Here is a 19,049-nt window from a genome sequence, read left to right as displayed (position 1 = left end):
GCGTGGGGCGTTCGGCCCGGTCCTTTGGGCGGGATCGTCCTCCGTGAGCGGCTGGAGACTCGCCGGCCCCGCGCCGGACTCGTTCATGGACTTGCCGTACCTCGCCCCCGTGCACCACCGATGAACTGACTGCACGTTAGCGAACGCCCCACCCGTACGCGAACGCCGCCGGTCAGCCCGGCTGACACCGCCCCGGGGGGAGCAAGTCGGGACACATGGACGCTCTTGCGGAGAACTTTTTCGCCGCCGGCCCCGTCTCCGTGGTCGAATGCAGCACTCCGACGGGAGATGCCCGGGGCTGCCCCGGGGCATTCGGACGTCCACTGGAAGGGTTTTGCCGGGATGGTGTCAGAGAGCTTGGGGAAGAGGACCGTCGGCTGGGTCGCGGGGGTCGCGCTGACGGCCGTGGTCGCGGGGGTGACGGGGTGCTCGAACGACTCGGGCTCGGACTCGGACTCCGACGCGGACTCCGCCGCGAACGAGAAGCCGGAGACGAAGAGTTCGGCCCCCGCCGACCCGGAGCAGCCGCCGGGCGAGGACGGTGCGACGGCGGATCCCTCGGCTCCGCGCCAGTCCTCCGGCCAGGAGGCGATCGCCTCGTGGGTCACCGCGATCATCAAGAACCAGCCGCGGAAGGCGTGTCTGGTGATGGCGGAACCGGCCAAGGGCTCGACCCCCGCGCAGGTCGGCTCCCCGGAGATGTGCAACGGCAAGGGGACCGAGGGGAAGCAGATGAAGGAGGGGCTGGGGAGGTTCCGCGAGTCGTTCACGCCGAAGCCGCCCACCGACAACCCGAAGGTGGAGGTCGCCCAGGTCCCGGCCACGGGCGGGAAGATGGACGTCCCGGCCGACAAGGTCACCGTCGACGGCCAGACCCTCCACGAGATCATCCTGTCCCACTCCACCGGGATGAAGCCCGGGCAGCTGGACGTCAGGTTCGAGGCCTCCGAGATCAAGGGCGCCTGGTACGTGACCAACCTCGATTTCAACATCGGCTAGACGCGCGCCCGCCCGGCCCCCCGGCGTGGCGGGCCCGTACGCCCCGGTCCACCGTCAGGACGAGGCCGTCCAGCGCGTGGCGGTCTCCGACCAGTCGTGCTCCCACGCGGCCATGCGGTGGCGGTCCAGTACGCGGCCGGCGATCCCGTACGCGGCCGCGCCCGCCACGGCCACCACCGCGCTCGCCGCGAGCGACCAGCCGAGTGCGCGGTTGCGGATCTCCTCGGCGGAGGGCGGGGCGCCGGTGAGGTCGCCGCGGTCGTCGGTCCACACCCGTACGGTGCTCCCCGCGGGGAGGCCCGGCCGTACGTCGGCGGAACCGGTCCGGGTGGAGGCGTCGGGGGCGGTGAAGCGCACCCGGGCCGGGTAGCGGGTGTGCGCCGCCTCTTGCGAGTCGGGCTCGGGATGCTGCGGGACGTCGTCCAGCACCTCCGCCGTGGTGCGGTGCTTGGCGCGCGCCTCCTGCGTCGCGTCGTCATGCAGGACGCGGTGTACGGCGCCGTACGTCAGCACGGCGGTCAGCGGTACGGCCGCCAGCACCGCCGCCGTCAGCGCCAGGCCGAGCCAGGCCTGCAGCAGGTCGGAGGGGCGGCGCAGGGGGTTCCGGCGCCACCGCCACAGCCGTACGGGTCCCGGCGGGACCGCTGCCGAAGGCGCGGGCGCGGACTCCGGCGGGGGCTCCGGCACGGACTCCGGCGGCGGCTGGGATCGCGGGTCCGGGTCCGTCACATCGGCACCGCAAGGCCGGTGCCGTGCCCGCGGGCCGACCGCAGGAGGGCCGCCGCCCCGCGCAGGGCCGCGGTATGCGGCGCGGGCGCCGGAGTGACCGGGGTGCGGAGCTGCCGGGAGAGGCAGTGGACGACGTCCGGCCGCAGGGCGCCGCCGCCGACCAGCAGCACTCCGTGCTGCAGGGCGTCCAGGCTCTGTCCCGTACGGTCCGCGCGGACCATGTCCGTCACCATCCGCGTCACGGCACGGGACAGCTCGTACGGGGTGGCCGCGTCGCCGAGGTCGCCGGTGCCGAGCGCCGTGGCGTACGCGTCGCTGACCGCGCCGTCCGTCAGCAGGCAGATCTCGGTGAGGTGCGCGCCGATGTCCGCGACGAGCAGCGGCCGGGACAGGTCCGCGTGGGCGCCCAGCGCCGCGGCCTTCATCGCTGGCACGGTCAGCACGCCACGCGGCCGCAGCACTTCGAGGGCGGCGAGCGCGGCCGTACGGTACGCCGGGCCGCCCAGCACGGGCGTGGTCAGCACGATCAGCGGGCGGCCGCGGCGCGGAAGGCGGTGGCCGAGCAGCCGGTCGAGCATCCGCGCGGTGCCGTCGGTGTCGACGATGGCGCCGCGCTGCACCGGGTACGAGGCCCCGGTGCCGGGGAACGTGACCGTGGGCACGTCGAGGACGGCCCCGCGTACGGTCGACCAGGCCCGGGTACGGGCGCTCCCCAGATCGAGGGCGAGCCCGGGGCGGCGCGCGCCTGCGGCCCGGCCGGCGCCCCGGCGGCCGGGCAGCGGGACGACGGCGGTCACCGTTCCGCCTCGCGGGCACGGTGGCGGTGTCCGCTGCGGCGGGTGCGCGGTACGGCCCGGAGGCGGGCCGGGCTGCCGGGAGCGGCGGTCTGGTGGTTCACGACGTCACCTCGTGGCCTGGCGGGAGGAGTGCGGGCGGGCACGCGGACCGGACGGGGAGGGGGCCCGTACGGCCGCCGCTCAGGTCGTCTGCCGCTGGCAGGGGACGCAGTGGCGCGCGTAAGGGAGGATCTCCAGCCGTTCGGCGGGGATGGGCTTGCGGCAGTCCTGGCACGTGCCGTACGAGCCGTCCGCCAGCCGCGCGAACGCGGCCTCGATCTCCTTCAGCACCCGCTGCGTGGACGCCTTCTGCGCGGCCAGGAGCTCGTCGGTGCCGTCCTGCCCGGCTTCTTCGATCACGCGGAGCTGCGTGAGCCGGGCGTTGCGCTCGTGCTCCAGGTGCTGTCCGGCCTCGTGAGCGGTCAGGCGTCCAGCGGCGGGACGGGACGGGCTCGTGTCGGGGGTCATGGGAGGGTGCGGTCCTTCCTGGGAAAGCGCGGTTGATCTCCAGCCTGGCCGGTCCCAAGGCGCCGGGCCATGGGGCGCGGCACCCATTTCCGCAGGTGCGGAGGGTGCAGATGCGCCGGTACGCGGCCGCGGGCGGACAACCCGTTGGCCTCGTCGTCCAGGAGTGGCGGATAGTGGGGGCCACCGTGACGAACCCGTGAGGAGGTTCCCGCTCGCCGTGTCCCTGTTCTGGCGGATCTTCGGACTCAACGCTCTCGTGCTCGGTGTCGCCACGGGGCTGCTGCTGTGGGCACCGGTCACGGTGTCGGTCCCGGTGCTGCTGACCGAGGCCGTCATTCTGGTCGGCGGGCTCGCCGTCATGCTGGTCGCCAACGCCGCGCTGCTGCGCGTCGGGCTGGCCCCGCTGGACCGGCTCACGCGGGAGATGCCCGAGGTGGACCTGCTGCGTCCCGGGCAGCGGCTGCCGGTGCCCGGACGCGGCGAGGTCGCCGAACTGATCCGTACGTTCAACGGCATGCTCGACCGGCTGGAGGCCGAACGCGTCACCAGCAGCGCCCGTACGCTGTCCGGACAGGAGAGCGAGCAGCGCCGTATCGCGCAGGAACTGCACGACGAGGTCGGGCAGAGCATGACGGCGGTGCTGCTGGGGCTGAAGCGTACGGCGGACCGCGCGCCCGAGTCCCTGCGGGCCGAGCTGCTGCACATGCAGGACACCACCCGCGAAAGCCTCGACGAGGTACGGCGCCTCGCCCGCCGGCTGCGTCCCGGCGTACTGGAGGACCTCGGCCTGACCAGCGCGCTGGCCTCCCTCGCCGACGACTTCGCGACCCACACCGGGCTGCGCATCACGCGCCGCTTCACGGCCGGCCTGGCACCGCTGGACTGGGAGACCGAACTGGCCCTCTACCGCGTCGCCCAGGAAGGGCTGACCAACGCCGCGCGGCACGCCGAGGCCACACACGTGGAGCTGGCCCTGTCCGGCACCGCCGACGGCGTACTGCTCTCCGTCACCGACGACGGCCGGGGCATCGGCGTCGCCCGCGAGGGCGCCGGCATCCGCGGCATGCGCGAGCGCGCCCTGCTCGCGGGCGCCACCCTCAACCTCGGCCCGGGCCCGCACGGCGGCACCAGGCTGGCCCTGTCCGCACCCGTCCCGGGGAAGTACGCATGAACGCGCCCGCACCGGCCGCACCGCCCGCCATCCGCATCCTGCTCGCCGACGACCACACGCTCGTACGCCGCGGGGTACGGCTCATCCTGGACGGCGAGCCCGGCATGCGGGTCGTCGCCGAGGCAGGCGACGGCGCCGAGGCCATCGCGATGACGCGCAGCCACACCGTCGACCTGGCGGTGCTGGACGTTGCAATGCCGCGCATGACCGGCCTCCAGGCCGCGCGGGAACTGGCCGCGCTCCACCCGGGGATGCGCATCCTGATGCTGACCATGTACGACAACGAGCAGTACTTCTTCCAGGCCCTCCGGGCGGGAGCCTGCGGATACGTGCTCAAGTCCGTGGCCGACCGGGATCTCGTGGCGGCGTGCCGGGCCGCGATGCGCGGCGAGTCGTTCCTCTACCCGGGCGCCGTCACGGCGCTGATCCGCAACTACCTCGACCGCGCCCGCCAGGGCGAGGAGACCCCGGACCACATCCTCACCGCGCGGGAAGAGGAAGTCCTGAAGCTCATCGCGGAGGGCCATTCGTCCAAGGACATCGCCGACCTGCTCGTCATCAGCGTCAAGACGGTGCAGCGGCACCGCGCGAACCTGCTGCACAAACTCGGCCTGCACGACCGGCTGGAGCTGACCCGCTACGCGATCCGGGCCGGCCTGATCGAACCCTGACCGTGCCCTGGACGGCAGCGGCCGATGGCGCGCGTACGGCTGCCCGCCGGGGCCGGCGGCGGGCAGCCGTGCGCGTTATGACGCGTCCACGCCGCTGAGTTCGTTGGGCTTGCGCGGCAGCGTGCCCGTGGCCTTCTTCTTCCCGGTCGCCGCGTCCAGCGCGTAGACCCGCTTCTTCTCGGGGTCGGTGACGTACGCCGTGTCGCCCCGTACGAAGAGTTCGGGCCGCGGCTGCTGCCAATCCATCGGCTCGGTCCACTTGCCGAGAACCGGGAAGGTGTCGACAACCTTTCCGGAATTCGGGTCGATGACGTGGATGTTGCCGTCCGTGCCGAGGACGAGCGCTTCACCCTCGGGGCCGCGTGCCAGGGACTTGAAGGTGTAACTGGTGCCGAGGTCGACCAGCTTCAGCTTCTTCGTCTCGGTGTCGATCAGCGAGATCTGCTGCGGGCGTTCGAGCTCGGCGTCGGCGTCCTTCTTGTAGTCGCCGAGCACGACCGGTGACTTCTCGGAGCCCCGCTGGTTGCCGATGCGCCCGTACTCGGTCGGGCTGTCGACCTTGGTGATCTTCCCGTCCTTGTAGACGAGCACGCCGTCCTCGCAGCCGATGACGACCGCCTCGTCCTTGGCCGTTGCCTCCCCGTGCACCTCGGGGCACTTCTCGCTGCGGGTGATCTCCTTGTGCTTGCCGTCGAGGACCATGATCCCGGTGCGCTTCTCGGCGGTGCCGAGCGTGGTGACCAGCTCGCCGTTCTTCAGCTTGATGGCGACACCGTGATGGGGCTCCGCGGACTTGTACGTCTCGGCCTCGGGCTGTCCGCCGCCGAGGTCCGCGGGGTCGAATACGGTGACCTCGCCGGTGCCGTCGGTGAACAGAACGGTCTTGCCGTGGTGCCGTACGACATGTCCGGGCTCGGCGCCCTTGAACTCGATTCCGGTCATCTTCTGGCCCGCCGCGTCCAGTACGCGGAAGCCTTCCGCCGTGGACACCATGACGTGGCTGTCGTCGCCGGCCGGATTGAGCCTGTTGTAACCGCCGAGTTTGACGTCCTTCGCCACCTTGAGGGTTTCCCCGTCCAGGACGTAGATGCCGCCGTCGTAGGTGAGGGCGAGCGGGTTCGCCACCTCGGGCGCGGAATTCTTCGCCTGCTGCTCGTCCGATTCGCCGTCCTCGCCGCCGCATGCGGCGAGTGCCAGGGAGGACGCCAGGAGCATGGCGGCCCATGCCGTTTTTCTCGACCGTGAGACCGTGTTCATGTACACCGTGATTCCTTTCCGTACGCGTTGACTTGCCCGGATGATTCGCGTGCCGGGCTCACTTCTTGAGCAGTCCCCGGGAGATGGCCGCCGTGTTGGCCCGCATCATCTCCAGGTAGGTCGCCGCTCCCTTGCCCTTCGGCGTCAGCGACTCGGAGAACAGCGGTATGACGGCGACGTCCAGGCTGCTCTCCTTCTTCAGCACCCGTGCCAGCCGCTCCGGTTGGGAGGAGTCGGCGAAGATGGCCCGCACGTCCGCCTTTTCGATGGCTTTCCGCAACGAGTCCAGGTCCGCGGCGCTGGGAGAGGCGAGCGTGGTGCCGCTGGGAATGACGGCTCCGATGACCTTGAAGTGGAATCGCTGCGCCAGGTAGCCGAACACGTGATGGTTCGTCACGAGATTCCGCCGCTGTTCGGGAATTCCGGTGAAGCGCTCCGTCATCCAGGCGCCGAGCCCGTCGATCTTCCGCCCGTACGCGGCCGCGTTCGCCTTCACCGCGTCCGCGTCGGCGCCGTCGACTTCCTCGCCGACCTTCTTGCCGATCAGGTCCACGGCCTGGCGGACCCGGTGCGGGTCCGTCCAGAAGTGCGGATCCTGCTGGCCTTTCATGGCGTCCGACGCGTAGCTGATCGGATCGACGCTCTCGCCGACCCCGAGCGTCGGCACCCCGGATCCCCGGGCGGCCTCCACATGGCGCAGGACGTTCTCCTCCAGGCCGAGTCCGTTGTAGACCACCAGGTCCGCGCCTTCGATCTCGGCCGCCTCCCGGGCCGAGACGCCGAAGGAGTGGGGGTCGGCATTGGGCTTCATCAGGACCCGTACGTCGGCCTCTTCGCCGACGACGTTCCGGGTGATGTCGCCGAGGATGTTCGTGGTGACGACGACCGTCGGCCTGTCGTCTCCCGCCGACGAGCATCCGGTGAGCCCGGCGAGAACGGCGAGGACCGCGCAGACGACGACGGCGAGCGGGATTCTCCTGTTCACCGTCCGGTCTCCACCATGTGCGCCGGGGTGAAGTCCAGGGAGAACGAACGGGCTGTCCGCAGGCCGTCGTTGTAGTCGATCTCGTAGACCTTCTTGGCCGCCGGGTCGTTGACGTAGGCGCGGCTGCCGTCCACCTCGATGACCGGCGCCGGTGCGTGCTCGCCGTCGGGCGGGCTCGCGATGAGCTTCCTGCTCGCGGTCTCCTTTCCGGTCTCCGCGTCGTACGCCTTGAGGAATCCCGCCGTGGTGAGGGCGAGTACGGGGGCGCCTTCGCCCGCGGTGTTCACCGCGGTCACCTTTCCGGAGTCGATCCACTGCCACTTCCGTTCGCTCACGTCGAGCACCCGGATTCCCTTCTCCCCCGCTTTGGCGGTGAGCGTGGCGCTCTGCGAACGGTGCCGGAAGGAATCGGGCCGGTCGGACGCGGCGACAGGCTCCGCGTACTCGATCTTCTCGGCGGAGAGTTTCCCGCTCTTCTCGGTGACGAGCAGCGCGCCGTCGGCGCACCCGTACACGACACCGGACCGGGTGACGGCCGCGCCGCGCAGTTCAGCGCATTTCTCCGGCAGGGTGTGCACGCGGCCGCCCTTGCGGTCGCGCACTTCCACGGTCGTTTTCCCCGCCGTCGGCACGAGGACGTACGTCTCGTACGGCACGACCGGCCCCCGTACGCCGTCGATTTCGGCGGCGCGGCGGAGCTTTCCGTCTTCGAGTTCGCCCCGGTCCAGCAGAACGGCCTTCCCGTCGGCGGACGTGACGGCCGTCAGGGCCTTTCCGCTGTGTACGTGTTCCGGTTCGGCTCCCGGCAGCGTTCCGGTGTCACGGGGCTTGGCGCGGTAGTAGTGGATGTGGTCGCCGTGATCGACCATCCAGGAACCGCTGTCGAATATCCGGGTGCCGGTGGCGGAACGGGCGTAGCCGAAACGGCCGTCCGTGATGAGTTCTTCGGTGTCCTTCGCGGCGCCGAGCTTGGTCGTCTTCCCGCTGATGAGGTCGAGCATTCTCACGGCGCCGGTCGTGTCGTCCGCCATGACGAGACGTGACTGCTGTTCCGCCGCCTCTTCGGCGCCTTCGACATATCCGTGGGGAGGGGAGGAGGAAGCTCCGGTGGCTCCTTTCTTCTCGGCGTCGTCGCCGTCGCCGCATGCGGCGAGGAGCGCGCCCAGCGCCAGAAGGACAGTTGCCGCAGCCGCCGGCTGCCTGGTGTTCCGCGTCATGAGGTGTGCCCGTATCCCATTCGTGCCTCGGCCGGAGGCGAGGACGGTGAATTCTTCGCGCTGCCGTCCCGCAGGGCGGAGGCGAGTACCGAGAGGAAGAAGAGAAGGACCGCGACGGCGGCGATGGTCGCGCCGGCGGCGGTTTCCAGATGCCAGGAGAGAAGGAGTCCGGCGAAGGTCGCGAGGACGCCGCAGACGGCGGCCCCGGCCATGATCGCCGGGACGCGGTGGACCCAGGGCAGCACGGTGGCCGGCGGTGCGATCAGCAGGCCGAACACCAGCAGGGTGCCCACCACGTGGAACGACGTGACGATGGCGAGCGTGACGAGACCGAGCAGCACCGCGTGCGCCAGCCGCGGCCGCAGCCCGAGGGTCTGCGCCTTGCGCTCGTCGAAGACCAGCGCGAGGAACGACCGGTAGCCGAGGAAGGAGACGGCGGCGGCCACCACGAGGGCGACGGAGAGATGCGCGATGTCCCGCTCCCGTACCGCCAGCACGTCGCCGAACAGGAAGCCCGTCAGGTCCACCGCGAAGGACTCGGACCGGGAGACGATGATCACCCCGAGCGACAGCATCCCGACGAACAGCAGGCCGATCCCCGTGTCCTGGGAGAGCCGGCGCGCACGCCCGAGGAGCGTCACTCCGCACGCCATCACCGCCGCGCTCACTGCGGCGCCCACCAGCAGGCTGCCGCCCAGCATGGAGGCGACCGCCACGCCGGGCAGCATGCCGTGCGACATCGCGTCGCCGAGGAACGCCATCCCGCGCAGCACCACCCAGGTCCCGACGGTCGCGCAGATCAACGACACGAGCACCCCGCTCAGCAGCGCCCGCTGCACAAAGGCCACTTCAAACGGGCCGGTCAGCCACTCCATGACCGTCACCCTATAATGAAAACGATTATCAGTACACCTTGGAGGTGTCATGCCACAGCACATCCGGGCGGACGAGGTCGCGCTCCGCGACGTCTCCGCGGGCTATCCGCGCCGCCCCGTCCTGCACCAACTCACCGCGCACATACCGCAGTCGGCGACCACGGCCGTCGTCGGCCCCAACGGCTCCGGCAAGTCCACGCTGCTGAGCGTGCTGGCCGAAGTGCTGCCCCTCACATCCGGCACAGTCGAACGCGCCGGCACCGGCCGCCCCGGGCTCGTCGTCCAGCGCAGCGCGGTCGCCGACACGCTGCCGCTCACCGTCCGGGACACGGTGGCCATGGGCCGGTGGGCACTTCGTGGCAGCTGGAGGCGGCTCACCGCGCACGACTGGTCGGTGGTCGGCGACAGCATGGAGCGGCTGGGCGTACGGAGCCTCGCCGGACGGCAGCTCGGCGAGCTCTCCGGGGGCCAGCGCCAACGCGTCCTCGTCGCCCAGGGCCTGGCCCAGGAGGCCGGGCTGCTGCTCCTCGACGAGCCCACGACGGGTCTGGACGCGGCGGCGCGGCAGGGCATCGCGGCCGTACTCCACGAGATTTCGGCCGACGGCGTCACCGTGGTCCAGGCGACCCACGACGTGGCCGCCGCCTTGGACTCCGACCACTGCCTGCTGCTCCGGGACGGCAGGCTCGTCGCCGAGGGCACCCCGGCGGACGTCCTGACGGACGAGGAACTCAAGCGGGCGTGGCACTTCCCCCAGCCCGCGGGCTGACACCCCGGGGCACGGTCCTCGGCCGGATCTCAGCCCGTCCTCGGCCGACCCTCGGCCGGTCCTCCGGCGGCGGCCGTGCCCCGGGGGTGTCCGCTCTCGCGGCGGGCGGCGGCGCAGTCGCGGCACTCGCCGCTGAGCTCCAGCGTGTGCCGGACGTCCTCGAACCCGGTGACCTCGTCGAGCCGTTCGGCCCACCGCTCGACCACGTCGGCGTCGACGGGCTCGCTGCACCCGCACCCGCGGCACACCACGTAGTGCCGGTGACCGGCGTCGGCCCGCTTGCGGTAGAGGCGTTCGCCGGTCGTCTCGTCCCGTACGACGTCGACGAGCCCGGCGTCCTCGAGGTCCCGCAGGCCCCGGTAGACGGTGCTGAGCCCCGCGAGGCGCCCCGCGTCCGCCAGCCGCGCGTGCAGGCGCTGGGCCGAGATGAAGTCGGGGCAGCCGGCGAGGCTTCGCAGGAGGGTCAGGCGCCGGCGGGCACGGCGCTGCCCGTGGCCGCCGGCTGTGTGCGTCTCAACCACGGCGGATCGGCGTCAGACGCGGACGCTCTTGCCCCGCCGGGCCATCAGACGCGCTCCCCCCGGGCCCGGATGCGGGCGACCGCCGCCTCGATGCCGAGCGTGTCCACGGACTTCAGGCCCTTGGTGCTCAACGTGAGGCGTACGTAGCGGCGTTCGCTCGGCAGCCAGAACCGCCTGGTCTGGATGTTCGGGTCGAACCGCCGCTTCGTGCGGCAGTGGGAGTGCGAGATGCGGTTGCCGAACGCGGGCCGGCGCCCTGTCAGCTGGCAGTGGGCGGACACGCTACCTCCTGATGAAAATGGAAACCGTTTCTGTATGGTAGCACCCATGCCCCGTAACGACCTGCGTCCCGTGATCAAGCTCCGCTCCACAGCCGGCACCGGCTACACGTACGTGACCCGCAAGAACCGGCGGAACAACCCCGACCGGCTGCGGCTGCGCAAGTTCGACCCCGTCGCCAACCGCCATGTGACCTTCCGAGAAGAGCGCTAGTCTTCTGAGTCGGGAATTCTGTTCAGATAGCTGGCGAGGCGTTCGAGGATCTCGTCTGCGGTCTTGGTCCACACGTAGGGCTTGGGGTCGGTGTTCCATGCGGTGATCCAGGCACGGATGTCTTCTTCACCGGACGGCTCGCCCTCGACACCCACCCCTGGCTCGCCGACCACGCCGTACTCGACACCGTCATCCTCCCCGGCACCGCCTACGTCGAACTCGCCCTCCACGCCGCCCACCACACCGGCTGTACTCATCTGGAGGAGCTCACGCTGCACGCGCCGCTCGTCCTCCCAGCCCGGGGCGGGGTGCAGATCCACGTACGTGTCGACGCGCCCGAGGACGGCGACGGCACCGGCCGGCGTTCGCTCACCGTCCACTCCCGGCCCGCCGACGGCGAGCGCGAGGAACGGCACGCAGGCGCTCACCCCTGGACGCGGCATGCCGAAGGTTTCCTGCGGGAATTTGCTCCGGCGGATGTGCCCGCTCCATCGCGGGTGCCGGACGGTGCCTGGCCGCCCGCACAGGCGGAAGGGGTCCCGACCGGGGACCTGTACACGAGGCTGGCCACCGGCGGTCTCGACTACGGCCCGGTGTTCCAGGGCCTGCACACCGCCTGGCAGCAGCAGGGCGTGACGTACGCCGAGGTGTCGCTGCCGGAGGAACACCACGGCCACGCCGACCGGTTCGGCATCCACCCCGCGCTGCTGGACGCCGCGCTCCATGCCATGACGCTCGGCGACGCGCGACGCCCCGGCAACGAGCCCGAACCGGCCGGAGCCGATCCCGCAGCCGATCCCGCACCCGGTCCTTCAGTCGATCCCGCGGCCGGGCCCGGCGTGTGGCTGCCGTTCTCGTGGAGCGGCGTGACGCTGCACGCGCGGGGTGCGACGGGGCTGCGCGTACGGATGGACCGTACGGAGTCCGGGAGCGTGTCCCTCTCCCTCACCGACGGTTCCGGCGCGCCCGTGGCCTCCGTGGAGTCGCTGGCCGTACGGCGGATCGACCCCGGCCGGCTGGGCGGGGCGGCGGACGCGCTCGGCGACGCGCTGTTCGAGGTGGACTGGACCGCGCTGCCCCGTGCGGCGGGCGGCACGGCGGAGGGGCCGCTCGCCGTACTCGCGCCCCTGCGCACCGGATCCGCCGACGGCCTGCACGCCCGGCTGGTGGATGCGCTGGAACGTACGGGCGTCCCCGTGGCCTCGCACCCCGGCCTGCCCGATCTGGTCAAGGCCGCCGAAGCGGAGGCGGATACGGAGGCCGAAGCGGAAGCGGCCTCCGTGCCGGGGTTCGTCCTCCTGCCCTGTTCCGCGGCGGACGGCACGGCCCCCGTCGCGGCAGCGCACGCGGCGACGGCCGAAGTGCTGGGCCTCGTACAGGATTTCCTGGCCGAGGACCGGCTGTCCGCCTCCCGCCTGGTCGTGCTCACGCGCGGCGCGGTCGCCGCGTCCGCGGAGGGGGACGTACGGGATCTGGCGGCCGCCGCCGTGTGGGGTCTGATCCGCAGCGCCCAGAACGAGAACCCCGACCGGCTGCTCCTGGTCGACGTGGACGAGGCCGACGCGTCGTGGGACGCGCTGCCCGCCGCCCTGGCAACGGCAGTTGCCCACGGCGAACCGCAGCTCGCCCTCCGCGAGGGCGCGGCTCACGCGCCCCGTCTCGTACGCGCGAGCCCAGAGCAGCAGTCAGGGCACCAGACGGAGCAGCGGACGGAGCGGCAAGCGGAGCCGGTGCGGCTCGACCCGGACGGCACCGTGCTGATCACCGGCGGCACGGGCACCCTGGGCACGCTCCTCGCCCGTCACCTCGTACGGCGGTACGGCGCCCGGCACCTGCTCCTCACCAGCCGCAGCGGCCCGGACGCGCCCGGGGCCGCCGAACTCCGCGCCGAACTCGAAGAGTCGGGCGCCCGCGCCACCATCACCGCCTGCGACACGGCCGACCGCGACGCCCTCGCCCGCGTACTGGACGCGATACCCGGCGGCCGCCCCCTCACCGCCGTCTTCCACACCGCCGGAGTCCTCGACGACGCCACCCTCACCTCCCTCACCCCCGAACGCCTGCACCCCGTCCTGCGTCCGAAGGTCGACGCGGCCTGGCACCTCCACGACCTCACCCGGGACAAGGACCTCAGCGCGTTCGTGCTGTTCTCCTCCGTCACCGCCACGGTCGGCAGCGCCGGCCAGGCCAACTACGCCGCCGCCAACACCTTCCTCGACGCCCTCGCCCACCACCGCCACGCACAGGGCCGGGCCGCCACGTCGCTCGCCTGGGGCCTCTGGGCCGACACCAGCGCGCTCACCGCCACCCTCGACGAGGGCAACCGCAGCCGGATGTCCCGCAACGGCGTCGTCCCGATGACGGCCGACGAGGGCCTGGCCCTGCTCGACGCGTCCCTCGCCAGGACCGGCGGCCCGCTGCTCGTGCCGGCGCGGATGGACCAGGTGGCGCTGCGGGCCATGGCGGGCAAGGGGCTGCTGCCGGTGCTGTTCCGGGGGCTGGTACGGATGCCCGCGCGGCGCGCGGCCGCCGGGGTGCCCCTGGGGCAGCGGCTGGCAGGGCTGGACGAGGCGGCGCAGACGGAGCTGCTGCTGCAGACCGTACGTACGCAGATCGCCGCCGTCCTCGGGCACGCCTCGCCCGAGGCGGTCGATCCGGACCGGGCGTTCCAGGACCTGGGGTTCGACTCGCTCACGGCCGTCGAGCTGCGCAATCTGCTCAACTCCACGACCGGGCTCCGGCTGCCCGCGACGCTCGTCTTCGACCATCCGACGCCGGCCGCGCTGGCCGCGTATCTGCGCGGCCGTGTGGCTCCGGACGGCGGGCCGCGTACGGCGTCGGACACGCTGCTCGCCGAGCTGGACCGGCTGGAGGAGCGGCTGCTCGGCCTCGTACCGGACGACGCGGACCACGCGCGGGCGGCGGCGCGGCTGCAGAGCCTCGCGGCGAAGCTGAACGGTTCGCCGGACGCGGCGGCGGGCGAGCCGTCGTCCGTGACGGACCGGATCGAGTCGGCGACGGCCGACGAGATCTTCGAATTCATCGACAAGGGACTGGGGCGGGCCTGTGACATGGCCGCCGACTCCCCACTCGCAGAACGGGGTTGATGCTGGATGCCGAGCGCAGACGCAGCGGGCACGGACGCACCGGACACACCGGACGCACCGCGTACGACGGGCGGGCCGAAGCCGAACGAGGAGAAGCTGCTCGACTATCTGAAGTGGGTCACCGCGGACCTTCACCGCACCCGGCAGCGGGTGCTGGAGCTGGAGTCGGGCCGCCCGGAGCCCGTCGCGATCGTCTCGATGGCCTGCCGCTATCCGGGCGGTGTCGGCTCCCCGGAGGAGCTGTGGCAGCTGGTCGTGGACGGCGTTGACGCCGTGTCGGACTTCCCGGCGGGCCGCGGCTGGGACGTGGACGCGCTGTACGACCCGGATCCGGAGCGTACGGGCACGACGTACGCGCGTGAGGGCGGCTTCCTCTACGACGCCGACCGGTTCGACGCGGCGTTCTTCGGCATCAGCCCGCGCGAGGCGCTGGCGATCGATCCGCAGCAGCGGCTGCTGCTGGAGACCTCGTGGGAGGCGATCGAGCGGGCGGGCATCGACCCGGGTTCGCTGCGCGGCAGCCGTACGGGTGTCTTCGCGGGTGTCATGTACGGGGACTACGGCGCGCGGCTGTTCCACGACGTGCCGGACGGCTTCGAGGGGCTGCTGGGGAACGGCAGCGCGGGCAGTGTGGCGTCCGGCCGGGTGGCGTACACGTTCGGGCTCGAAGGGCCCGCGGTCACGCTGGACACGGCCTGCTCGTCGTCGCTGGCGGCGCTGCACCAGGCGGCGCACGCGCTGCGGGCCGGTGACTGCGACCTGGCGCTCGCGGGCGGGGTGACGGTCATGGCGACGCCCGGCGTGTTCCTGGAGTTCAGCCGCCAGCGGGGGCTGTCGCCGGAGGGCCGCTGCAAGTCGTTCGCGGCGGCCGCGGACGGGGCCGGGTGGGCCGAGGGCGCCGGCGTGGTCCTGCTCGAACGGCTGTCGGCGGCGCGGGAGAAGGGCCATCCCGTACTGGCCGTCATCCGCGGCAGCGCCGTCAACCAGGACGGCGCCAGCAACGGCCTCACCGCGCCGAACGGGCCTTCCCAGGAGCGGCTGATCCGGCAGGCGCTGTCCGGTGCGCAGTTGACCGCGGCGGACGTGGACGTGGTGGAGGCGCACGGGACCGGTACGACACTGGGTGACCCGATCGAGGCACAGGCGCTGCTGGCGACGTACGGACAGGACCGGCCCGCGGACCGGCCGCTCTGGCTCGGGTCGGTCAAGTCCAACATCGGGCACAGCCAGGCCGCCGCGGGCGTCGCGGGCGTCATCAAGATGGTCGAGGCCCTGCGGCACGGCGAACTGCCCAGGACCCTGCACGTGGACGAGCCGACACCGCACGTCGACTGGGACGCGGGCGCCGTACGACTGCTGACCGACCCGCAGCCGTGGCCCGAGACGGACCGGCCGCGGCGCGCCGCCGTGTCCTCGTTCGGGATCAGCGGCACGAACGCGCATCTCATCCTGGAGGCGCCGCCCGCCGAAGCCGAAGGCGAGCCGGGGAACGAGACCGACCCGGAAGAGACGGCGGAGCCCGGCGGCCCCCTCCCCTGGCTGCTCTCCGCGAAGACCCCGCAGGCACTCCGCGACCAGGCCGTACGCCTCCGGGCCCGGGTCGAGGCCGAACCCGGCCTGCGGCCCGCCGACGTCGGCTGGACGCTGGCCACCGGCCGCGCCCAGCACACCCACCGTGCCGCCGTCCTGGCCGACGACCGCGGCGGGTTCCTCGCCGGGCTCGGCGCGCTCGCCACGGGCGAGCCGCATCCGGCGGTGCTGCGGGGCGAGGCGGCGCGGGGCGGGAAGCTGGCGTTCCTCTTCACCGGCCAGGGCAGCCAACGGCTGGGGACGGGCGAGCAGCTGTACGCGGCGTTCCCCGCGTTCGCGGGCGCCTTCGACGAGGTGTGCCGCGCCCTGGACCCGGAGCTGGAACGGCCGCTGCGCGAGGTGGTGTTCGCGCCCGAGGGCAGCCCGGAGGCCGGGCTGCTGGACCGGACCACGTACGCGCAGGCCGCGCTGTTCGCGGTCGGGACCGCGCTGTTCCGGCTGGCCGAGTCGTGGGGCCTGCGCCCGGACTTCCTGGCCGGGCACTCCATCGGCGAGGTCACGGCGGCGCACGTCGCGGGCGTGCTGTCGCTGGAGGATGCGTGCGCGCTCGTCGGCGCCCGGGGGCGGCTGATGGAGAGCGCCGACGACAGCGGCGCGATGGTGTCGGTACGCGCGCCCGAGGCGGACGTACGGGACTCGCTGGCCGGGCGGAAGGACGCGGTGGCTGTCGCCGCTGTCAACGGCCCGGCCGCCACCGTCCTTTCGGGCGACCGGGACGCGGTGCTCGCCGTGGCCGCCGAGTGGCGGGAGCGCGGGCACCGTACGCGGCAGCTCAAGGTCAGCCACGCGTTCCACTCACCGCACATGGACGGAATCCTGGACGAGTTCCGCGCGGTCGTCGGGAAACTGACGCTCCACCCGCCGCGCATCCCCGTCGTGTCGAACGTGACCGGGCGGCTCGCCACGCCCGAGGAGCTGTGCTCGCCCGCGTACTGGGCGGAGCACGTCCGCGGCACCGTCCGCTTCGCCGACGGCGTACGGGCGCTGCACGAGCAGCGCGTCACCCGTTACGTGGAACTCGGCCCCGACGCCGTGCTCACCGCCATGGCGCAGGAGTGCCTCAACGCGGAGCCCGGCGGGGCGCGTTCGGCCCTCGTACCGCTGCTGCGCGCGCGCCGCCCCGAGCTCCGTACGGTGCTCGCCGGGCTCGCACAGCTGCATCTGTCGGGGCACGCCCCGGACTGGCAGGCGTGGTTCGCGGACCGGCGGCCACGGCGCGTCGACCTGCCCACCTACCCGTTCCAGCGGGCCCGTTACTGGCTCGACACGCCCGCCACGGGCCGTACGGACGAGGGCGCGGGCGGCACCGGCGAGTCGCGCTTCTGGGGCGCGGTCGAACGCGCCGACCTGGACGGGCTCGCGGACGCGCTCGGAGTAGGCGGCGCGGGCGGCGCGGGCGGCGAGCTGCGTACGGCCCTGGCGGCGGTGCTGCCTTCGCTCTCCGCCTGGCGGCGGCAGCGCCGCTGGGGACACCGCACCGAATGGCGGCCGGTCACGGACATCCAGCCCGCGGGGCCGCTGTCCGGCACCTGGCTGGCGCTGCTGCCGGCGGAAGACGCGGACGGCGGCGCGGTGACGGACGTACTGGACGCGCTGGCCGAACGCGGCGCCCGCATCGAGCCGGTACCGCTGGGCGCCGACGACGCGGCCGACCCGGCGCGGCTCGCCGAACGGCTGCGGAAGGCCGCCGCCTCGGGCCCGGTGGCGGGCGTGCTGTCTATGCCGGTCCTCAGCGGGGCCGGGGAACGTACCGGCGCACTCCCGGACGGGGACGACAGCGCCCCGCCCCCGCTCGCGCTCACCGCCGCGCTGCCCGAGGCGCTCGACGCGGCGGAACTCCGCTTTCCCGTCTGGACCGTGACGCGCGGCGCGGCCCGCGTGCACCGCGCCGACCCGGCGCCGTCGGCACCCGACGCCGTACGGGCCGCGCTGTGGGGCCTGGTGCCGGTACTGGCCGCCGAACGGCCCCAGCGCTGGGCCGGGCTGGTCGACCTGCCGGAGGTGCTGGAGCCGCGTACGGCCGACCGGCTGGCCGCGGTCCTCTCCGGCGGCGGCACGGGAGCGGGCGGCGAGGACCAGCTGGCGGTGCGCGCGTCGGGCACGTACGCGCGCCGGCTGGTCTCCGCGCCGCTCACCCCCGACGACGGTGACGACGCATACGCCGGCTGGCAGCCGTACGGGACGGTGCTGGTGACCGGCGGCACCTCGGGCCTCGGCGCGCACGCCGCCCGCTGGCTCGCCGCCCACGGCGCCGCACACCTGCTGCTGACGACGGCCTCGGGCGACATGTCCGGGCCGCACATCGACGCGCTGACACGGGAGTTGGCGGAGCGCGGCGCCCAGGTCACCGTCGCCGCCTGCGACCCCGCCGGTCCGGACGGGCGCGCCGCACTGGCCGCGCTGCTCGCCGCCGTCCCCGGCGACCGCCCGCTGACCGGCGTCGTCCACGCCGCCGTACCGGACGGCCCCGCCGGGCCCGCCGAGACCGCGGCGCTGGGCCGCCGGCTGGCGGACACCGTACGGGCCGTACGGCACCTGGAGGAGGTCACCGCGGACCGCGACCTGGCCGCGTTCGTACTGTTCTCCTCCGCCGACAGCGTGTTCGGCCTGCCCGGCTGCGGGAACAGCGCGCCCGCACGAGCGTATCTGGACGCGGTCGCCGAACGGCGCCGCGCCGGCGGCCTCCCCGCGCTCTCGGTCGCCTGGGGGCCGCTGGAGGACGAAGTCCCGGAGCGGGCCGCACCGGACGGCACGCCGGGCGCCGGACCGGACGACGCGCCCGACGCCGCACCGTTCGCCGGACCGGGCCCCGCGCCCGACGAGGACTCGGCGGCCGGACTGATGCACCTGCTGGGCCTGGGCACCGTACGGGCCGGGCAGGCCATGGCCGTCCTGCGCCACGCGACCGGCTCCGGCGGCACGGGGGCGCTGGCCGTCACCGACCCCGACTGGCCGCGGCTCATCCCCCTCGCGGCCGCGGAGCGCGCCGCCGCGCTGTTCCGGGACGTACCGGAGGCCCGCGACGTCCTCGGCGCGGCGGGCGGCGGCGCGCCGGACACGTCCGTACTGGCGGGCCTGGCGGAGGCGTCCGAGGCCGAACAGCTGGAGATCCTCCTGGAGTTGGTCAGCGGGCACACCGCCGCCGTACTCGGCCTCGCCGCGCCCGCAGAGCTGTCGCCCGACAGCGACCTGCTGGAGCTGGGCCTGTCCTCGTTCACCGCGCTGGAACTCAGCAGCCGGCTGGGCACGGCCGGCATCGAGATGACGCCCGCCGCGGTCTACGACCACCCGACCCCGGCGGCCCTCGCGCACCACCTGCGTACGGCGATCCGCCGATGACACCCAGGCCGGACGGCCCGGCT

16 protein-coding genes and 2 pseudogenes are annotated in these 19,049 nt (G+C 73.2%); 8 read left to right on the top strand and 10 right to left on the bottom strand.

Features of this window, described 5'->3' with window-relative positions; translation table 11 throughout:
• The first annotated feature begins 357 nt into the window (after positions 1-357).
• Positions 358-999, top strand: a complete 642-nt coding sequence (locus DVA86_RS06995) for a hypothetical protein (RefSeq protein ID WP_245996379.1) — start codon at positions 358-360, stop codon at positions 997-999.
• A 54-nt stretch (positions 1,000-1,053) separates the two neighbouring features.
• On the opposite strand, the gene DVA86_RS06990 is transcribed toward DVA86_RS06995, so the two are convergent.
• From DVA86_RS06990 to DVA86_RS06980, 3 genes are all read right to left on the bottom strand, one after another.
• Positions 1,054-1,728, bottom strand: a complete 675-nt coding sequence (locus DVA86_RS06990) for an Rv1733c family protein (protein WP_245996378.1) — start codon at positions 1,726-1,728, stop codon at positions 1,054-1,056.
• Positions 1,725-2,507, bottom strand: coding sequence for a rod shape-determining protein (locus tag DVA86_RS06985; RefSeq protein ID WP_245997552.1), 783 nt, complete (start codon positions 2,505-2,507; stop codon positions 1,725-1,727). Before DVA86_RS06985 ends, DVA86_RS06990 begins: the two co-directional genes overlap by 4 nt.
• A 198-nt stretch (positions 2,508-2,705) precedes the next feature.
• Positions 2,706-3,032, bottom strand: coding sequence for a TraR/DksA family transcriptional regulator (locus DVA86_RS06980; RefSeq protein ID WP_208876649.1), 327 nt, complete (start codon positions 3,030-3,032; stop codon positions 2,706-2,708).
• A 217-nt stretch (positions 3,033-3,249) separates the two neighbouring features.
• Between DVA86_RS06980 and DVA86_RS06975 the strand changes: the two genes are divergently transcribed.
• Together DVA86_RS06975 and DVA86_RS06970 are read left to right on the top strand one after the other, a co-directional pair.
• On the top strand, positions 3,250-4,203 hold the full coding sequence (locus DVA86_RS06975; protein WP_208876648.1) for a HAMP domain-containing sensor histidine kinase: 954 nt from the start codon (positions 3,250-3,252) through the stop codon (positions 4,201-4,203).
• The gene (locus DVA86_RS06970) at positions 4,200-4,874 is read left to right on the top strand and encodes a response regulator (RefSeq protein ID WP_208876646.1); all 675 of its coding nucleotides are present in this window, start codon (positions 4,200-4,202) and stop codon (positions 4,872-4,874) included. The genes DVA86_RS06975 and DVA86_RS06970 overlap by 4 nt, the downstream gene beginning before the upstream one ends.
• A 75-nt stretch (positions 4,875-4,949) precedes the next feature.
• Here DVA86_RS06970 and aztD read toward each other — a convergent pair whose 3' ends face one another.
• Genes aztD through aztB form a run of 4 tightly spaced genes read right to left on the bottom strand, consistent with a single transcriptional unit; the run spans position 4,950 to position 9,208 of the window.
• Positions 4,950-6,131, bottom strand: coding sequence for a zinc metallochaperone AztD (aztD, locus tag DVA86_RS06965; RefSeq protein WP_208876645.1), 1,182 nt, complete (start codon positions 6,129-6,131; stop codon positions 4,950-4,952).
• Between the two features lie 58 nt (positions 6,132-6,189).
• A complete protein-coding gene (gene aztC, locus DVA86_RS06960) occupies positions 6,190-7,116 on the bottom strand; it encodes a zinc ABC transporter substrate-binding protein AztC (protein WP_208876643.1) in 927 nt (308 codons plus the stop codon).
• Complete coding sequence (locus tag DVA86_RS06955) at positions 7,113-8,333, bottom strand: hypothetical protein (protein ID WP_208876641.1); 1,221 nt, start codon at positions 8,331-8,333, stop codon at positions 7,113-7,115. The genes aztC and DVA86_RS06955 overlap by 4 nt, the downstream gene beginning before the upstream one ends.
• Positions 8,330-9,208 (bottom strand): zinc ABC transporter permease AztB, encoded by an 879-nt coding sequence (gene aztB, locus DVA86_RS06950; RefSeq protein WP_208876639.1) that lies wholly within the window; start codon positions 9,206-9,208, stop codon positions 8,330-8,332. The genes DVA86_RS06955 and aztB overlap by 4 nt, the downstream gene beginning before the upstream one ends.
• Before the next feature lie 49 nt (positions 9,209-9,257).
• Here aztB and aztA point away from each other — a divergent pair, with 49 nt between their 5' ends.
• Positions 9,258-9,977, top strand: coding sequence for a zinc ABC transporter ATP-binding protein AztA (gene aztA, locus DVA86_RS06945; protein WP_208876638.1), 720 nt, complete (start codon positions 9,258-9,260; stop codon positions 9,975-9,977).
• A gap of 29 nt (positions 9,978-10,006) precedes the next feature.
• On the opposite strand, the gene DVA86_RS06940 is transcribed toward aztA, so the two are convergent.
• The gene (locus DVA86_RS06940; protein WP_208876636.1) at positions 10,007-10,498 is read right to left on the bottom strand and encodes a Fur family transcriptional regulator; all 492 of its coding nucleotides are present in this window, start codon (positions 10,496-10,498) and stop codon (positions 10,007-10,009) included.
• 44 nt (positions 10,499-10,542) lie between these two features.
• A complete protein-coding gene (rpmB, locus tag DVA86_RS06935; protein ID WP_208876634.1) occupies positions 10,543-10,779 on the bottom strand; it encodes a 50S ribosomal protein L28 in 237 nt (78 codons plus the stop codon).
• A gap of 46 nt (positions 10,780-10,825) precedes the next feature.
• Here rpmB and rpmG point away from each other — a divergent pair, with 46 nt between their 5' ends.
• Entirely contained in the window at positions 10,826-10,990 is a 165-nt protein-coding gene (gene rpmG / locus DVA86_RS06930) for a 50S ribosomal protein L33 (protein ID WP_208876633.1), read from the top strand.
• On the opposite strand, the pseudogene DVA86_RS35190 reads toward rpmG, so the two are convergent.
• Positions 10,987-11,112: pseudogene (locus DVA86_RS35190) on the bottom strand (IS630 family transposase); the annotation flags it as partial. The gene rpmG and the pseudogene DVA86_RS35190 sit on opposite strands and share 4 nt — an antisense overlap.
• Before the next feature lie 48 nt (positions 11,113-11,160).
• Here DVA86_RS35190 and DVA86_RS36255 point away from each other — a divergent pair.
• The 3 genes and pseudogenes from DVA86_RS36255 to DVA86_RS35925 all read left to right on the top strand — a co-directional run.
• Positions 11,161-11,316 (top strand): annotated as a pseudogene (locus DVA86_RS36255) (hypothetical protein); the annotation flags it as partial.
• A gap of 153 nt (positions 11,317-11,469) precedes the next feature.
• Positions 11,470-14,097 carry an SDR family NAD(P)-dependent oxidoreductase gene (locus DVA86_RS36075; RefSeq protein WP_208876629.1) on the top strand — a complete coding sequence of 876 codons (2,628 nt, stop codon included), beginning with the start codon at positions 11,470-11,472 and terminating at the stop codon, positions 14,095-14,097.
• A 6-nt stretch (positions 14,098-14,103) separates the two neighbouring features.
• Entirely contained in the window at positions 14,104-19,026 is a 4,923-nt protein-coding gene (locus DVA86_RS35925; RefSeq protein WP_208876622.1) for a type I polyketide synthase, read from the top strand.
• Positions 19,027-19,049: the final 23 nt, after the last annotated feature.

Origin of the sequence: Streptomyces armeniacus (assembly GCF_003355155.1) — a bacterium.
GTDB classification, from domain to species: Bacteria; Actinomycetota; Actinomycetes; order Streptomycetales; family Streptomycetaceae; genus Streptomyces; species Streptomyces armeniacus.
The sequence above is the reverse complement of the archived record's forward strand: the minus strand, read 5'-3'. Positions and strand labels throughout refer to the sequence as shown.

Bases quoted from the DNA above. Each gene is read 5' to 3' on its own strand.
- DVA86_RS06980 (WP_208876649.1), bottom strand. From the start codon at position 3,032: ATGACCCCCGACACGAGCCCGTCCCGTCCCGCCGCTGGACGCCTGACC.
- DVA86_RS06970 (WP_208876646.1), top strand. From the start codon at position 4,200: ATGAACGCGCCCGCACCGGCCGCACCGCCCGCCATCCGCATCCTGCTC.
- aztD (WP_208876645.1), bottom strand. From the start codon at position 6,131: ATGAACACGGTCTCACGGTCGAGAAAAACGGCATGGGCCGCCATGCTC.
- DVA86_RS06955 (WP_208876641.1), bottom strand. From the start codon at position 8,333: ATGACGCGGAACACCAGGCAGCCGGCGGCTGCGGCAACTGTCCTTCTG.
- aztB (WP_208876639.1), bottom strand. From the start codon at position 9,208: ATGGAGTGGCTGACCGGCCCGTTTGAAGTGGCCTTTGTGCAGCGGGCG.
- aztA (WP_208876638.1), top strand. From the start codon at position 9,258: ATGCCACAGCACATCCGGGCGGACGAGGTCGCGCTCCGCGACGTCTCC.
- rpmG (WP_208876633.1), top strand. From the start codon at position 10,826: ATGCCCCGTAACGACCTGCGTCCCGTGATCAAGCTCCGCTCCACAGCC.
- DVA86_RS35925 (WP_208876622.1), top strand. From the start codon at position 14,104: ATGCCGAGCGCAGACGCAGCGGGCACGGACGCACCGGACACACCGGAC.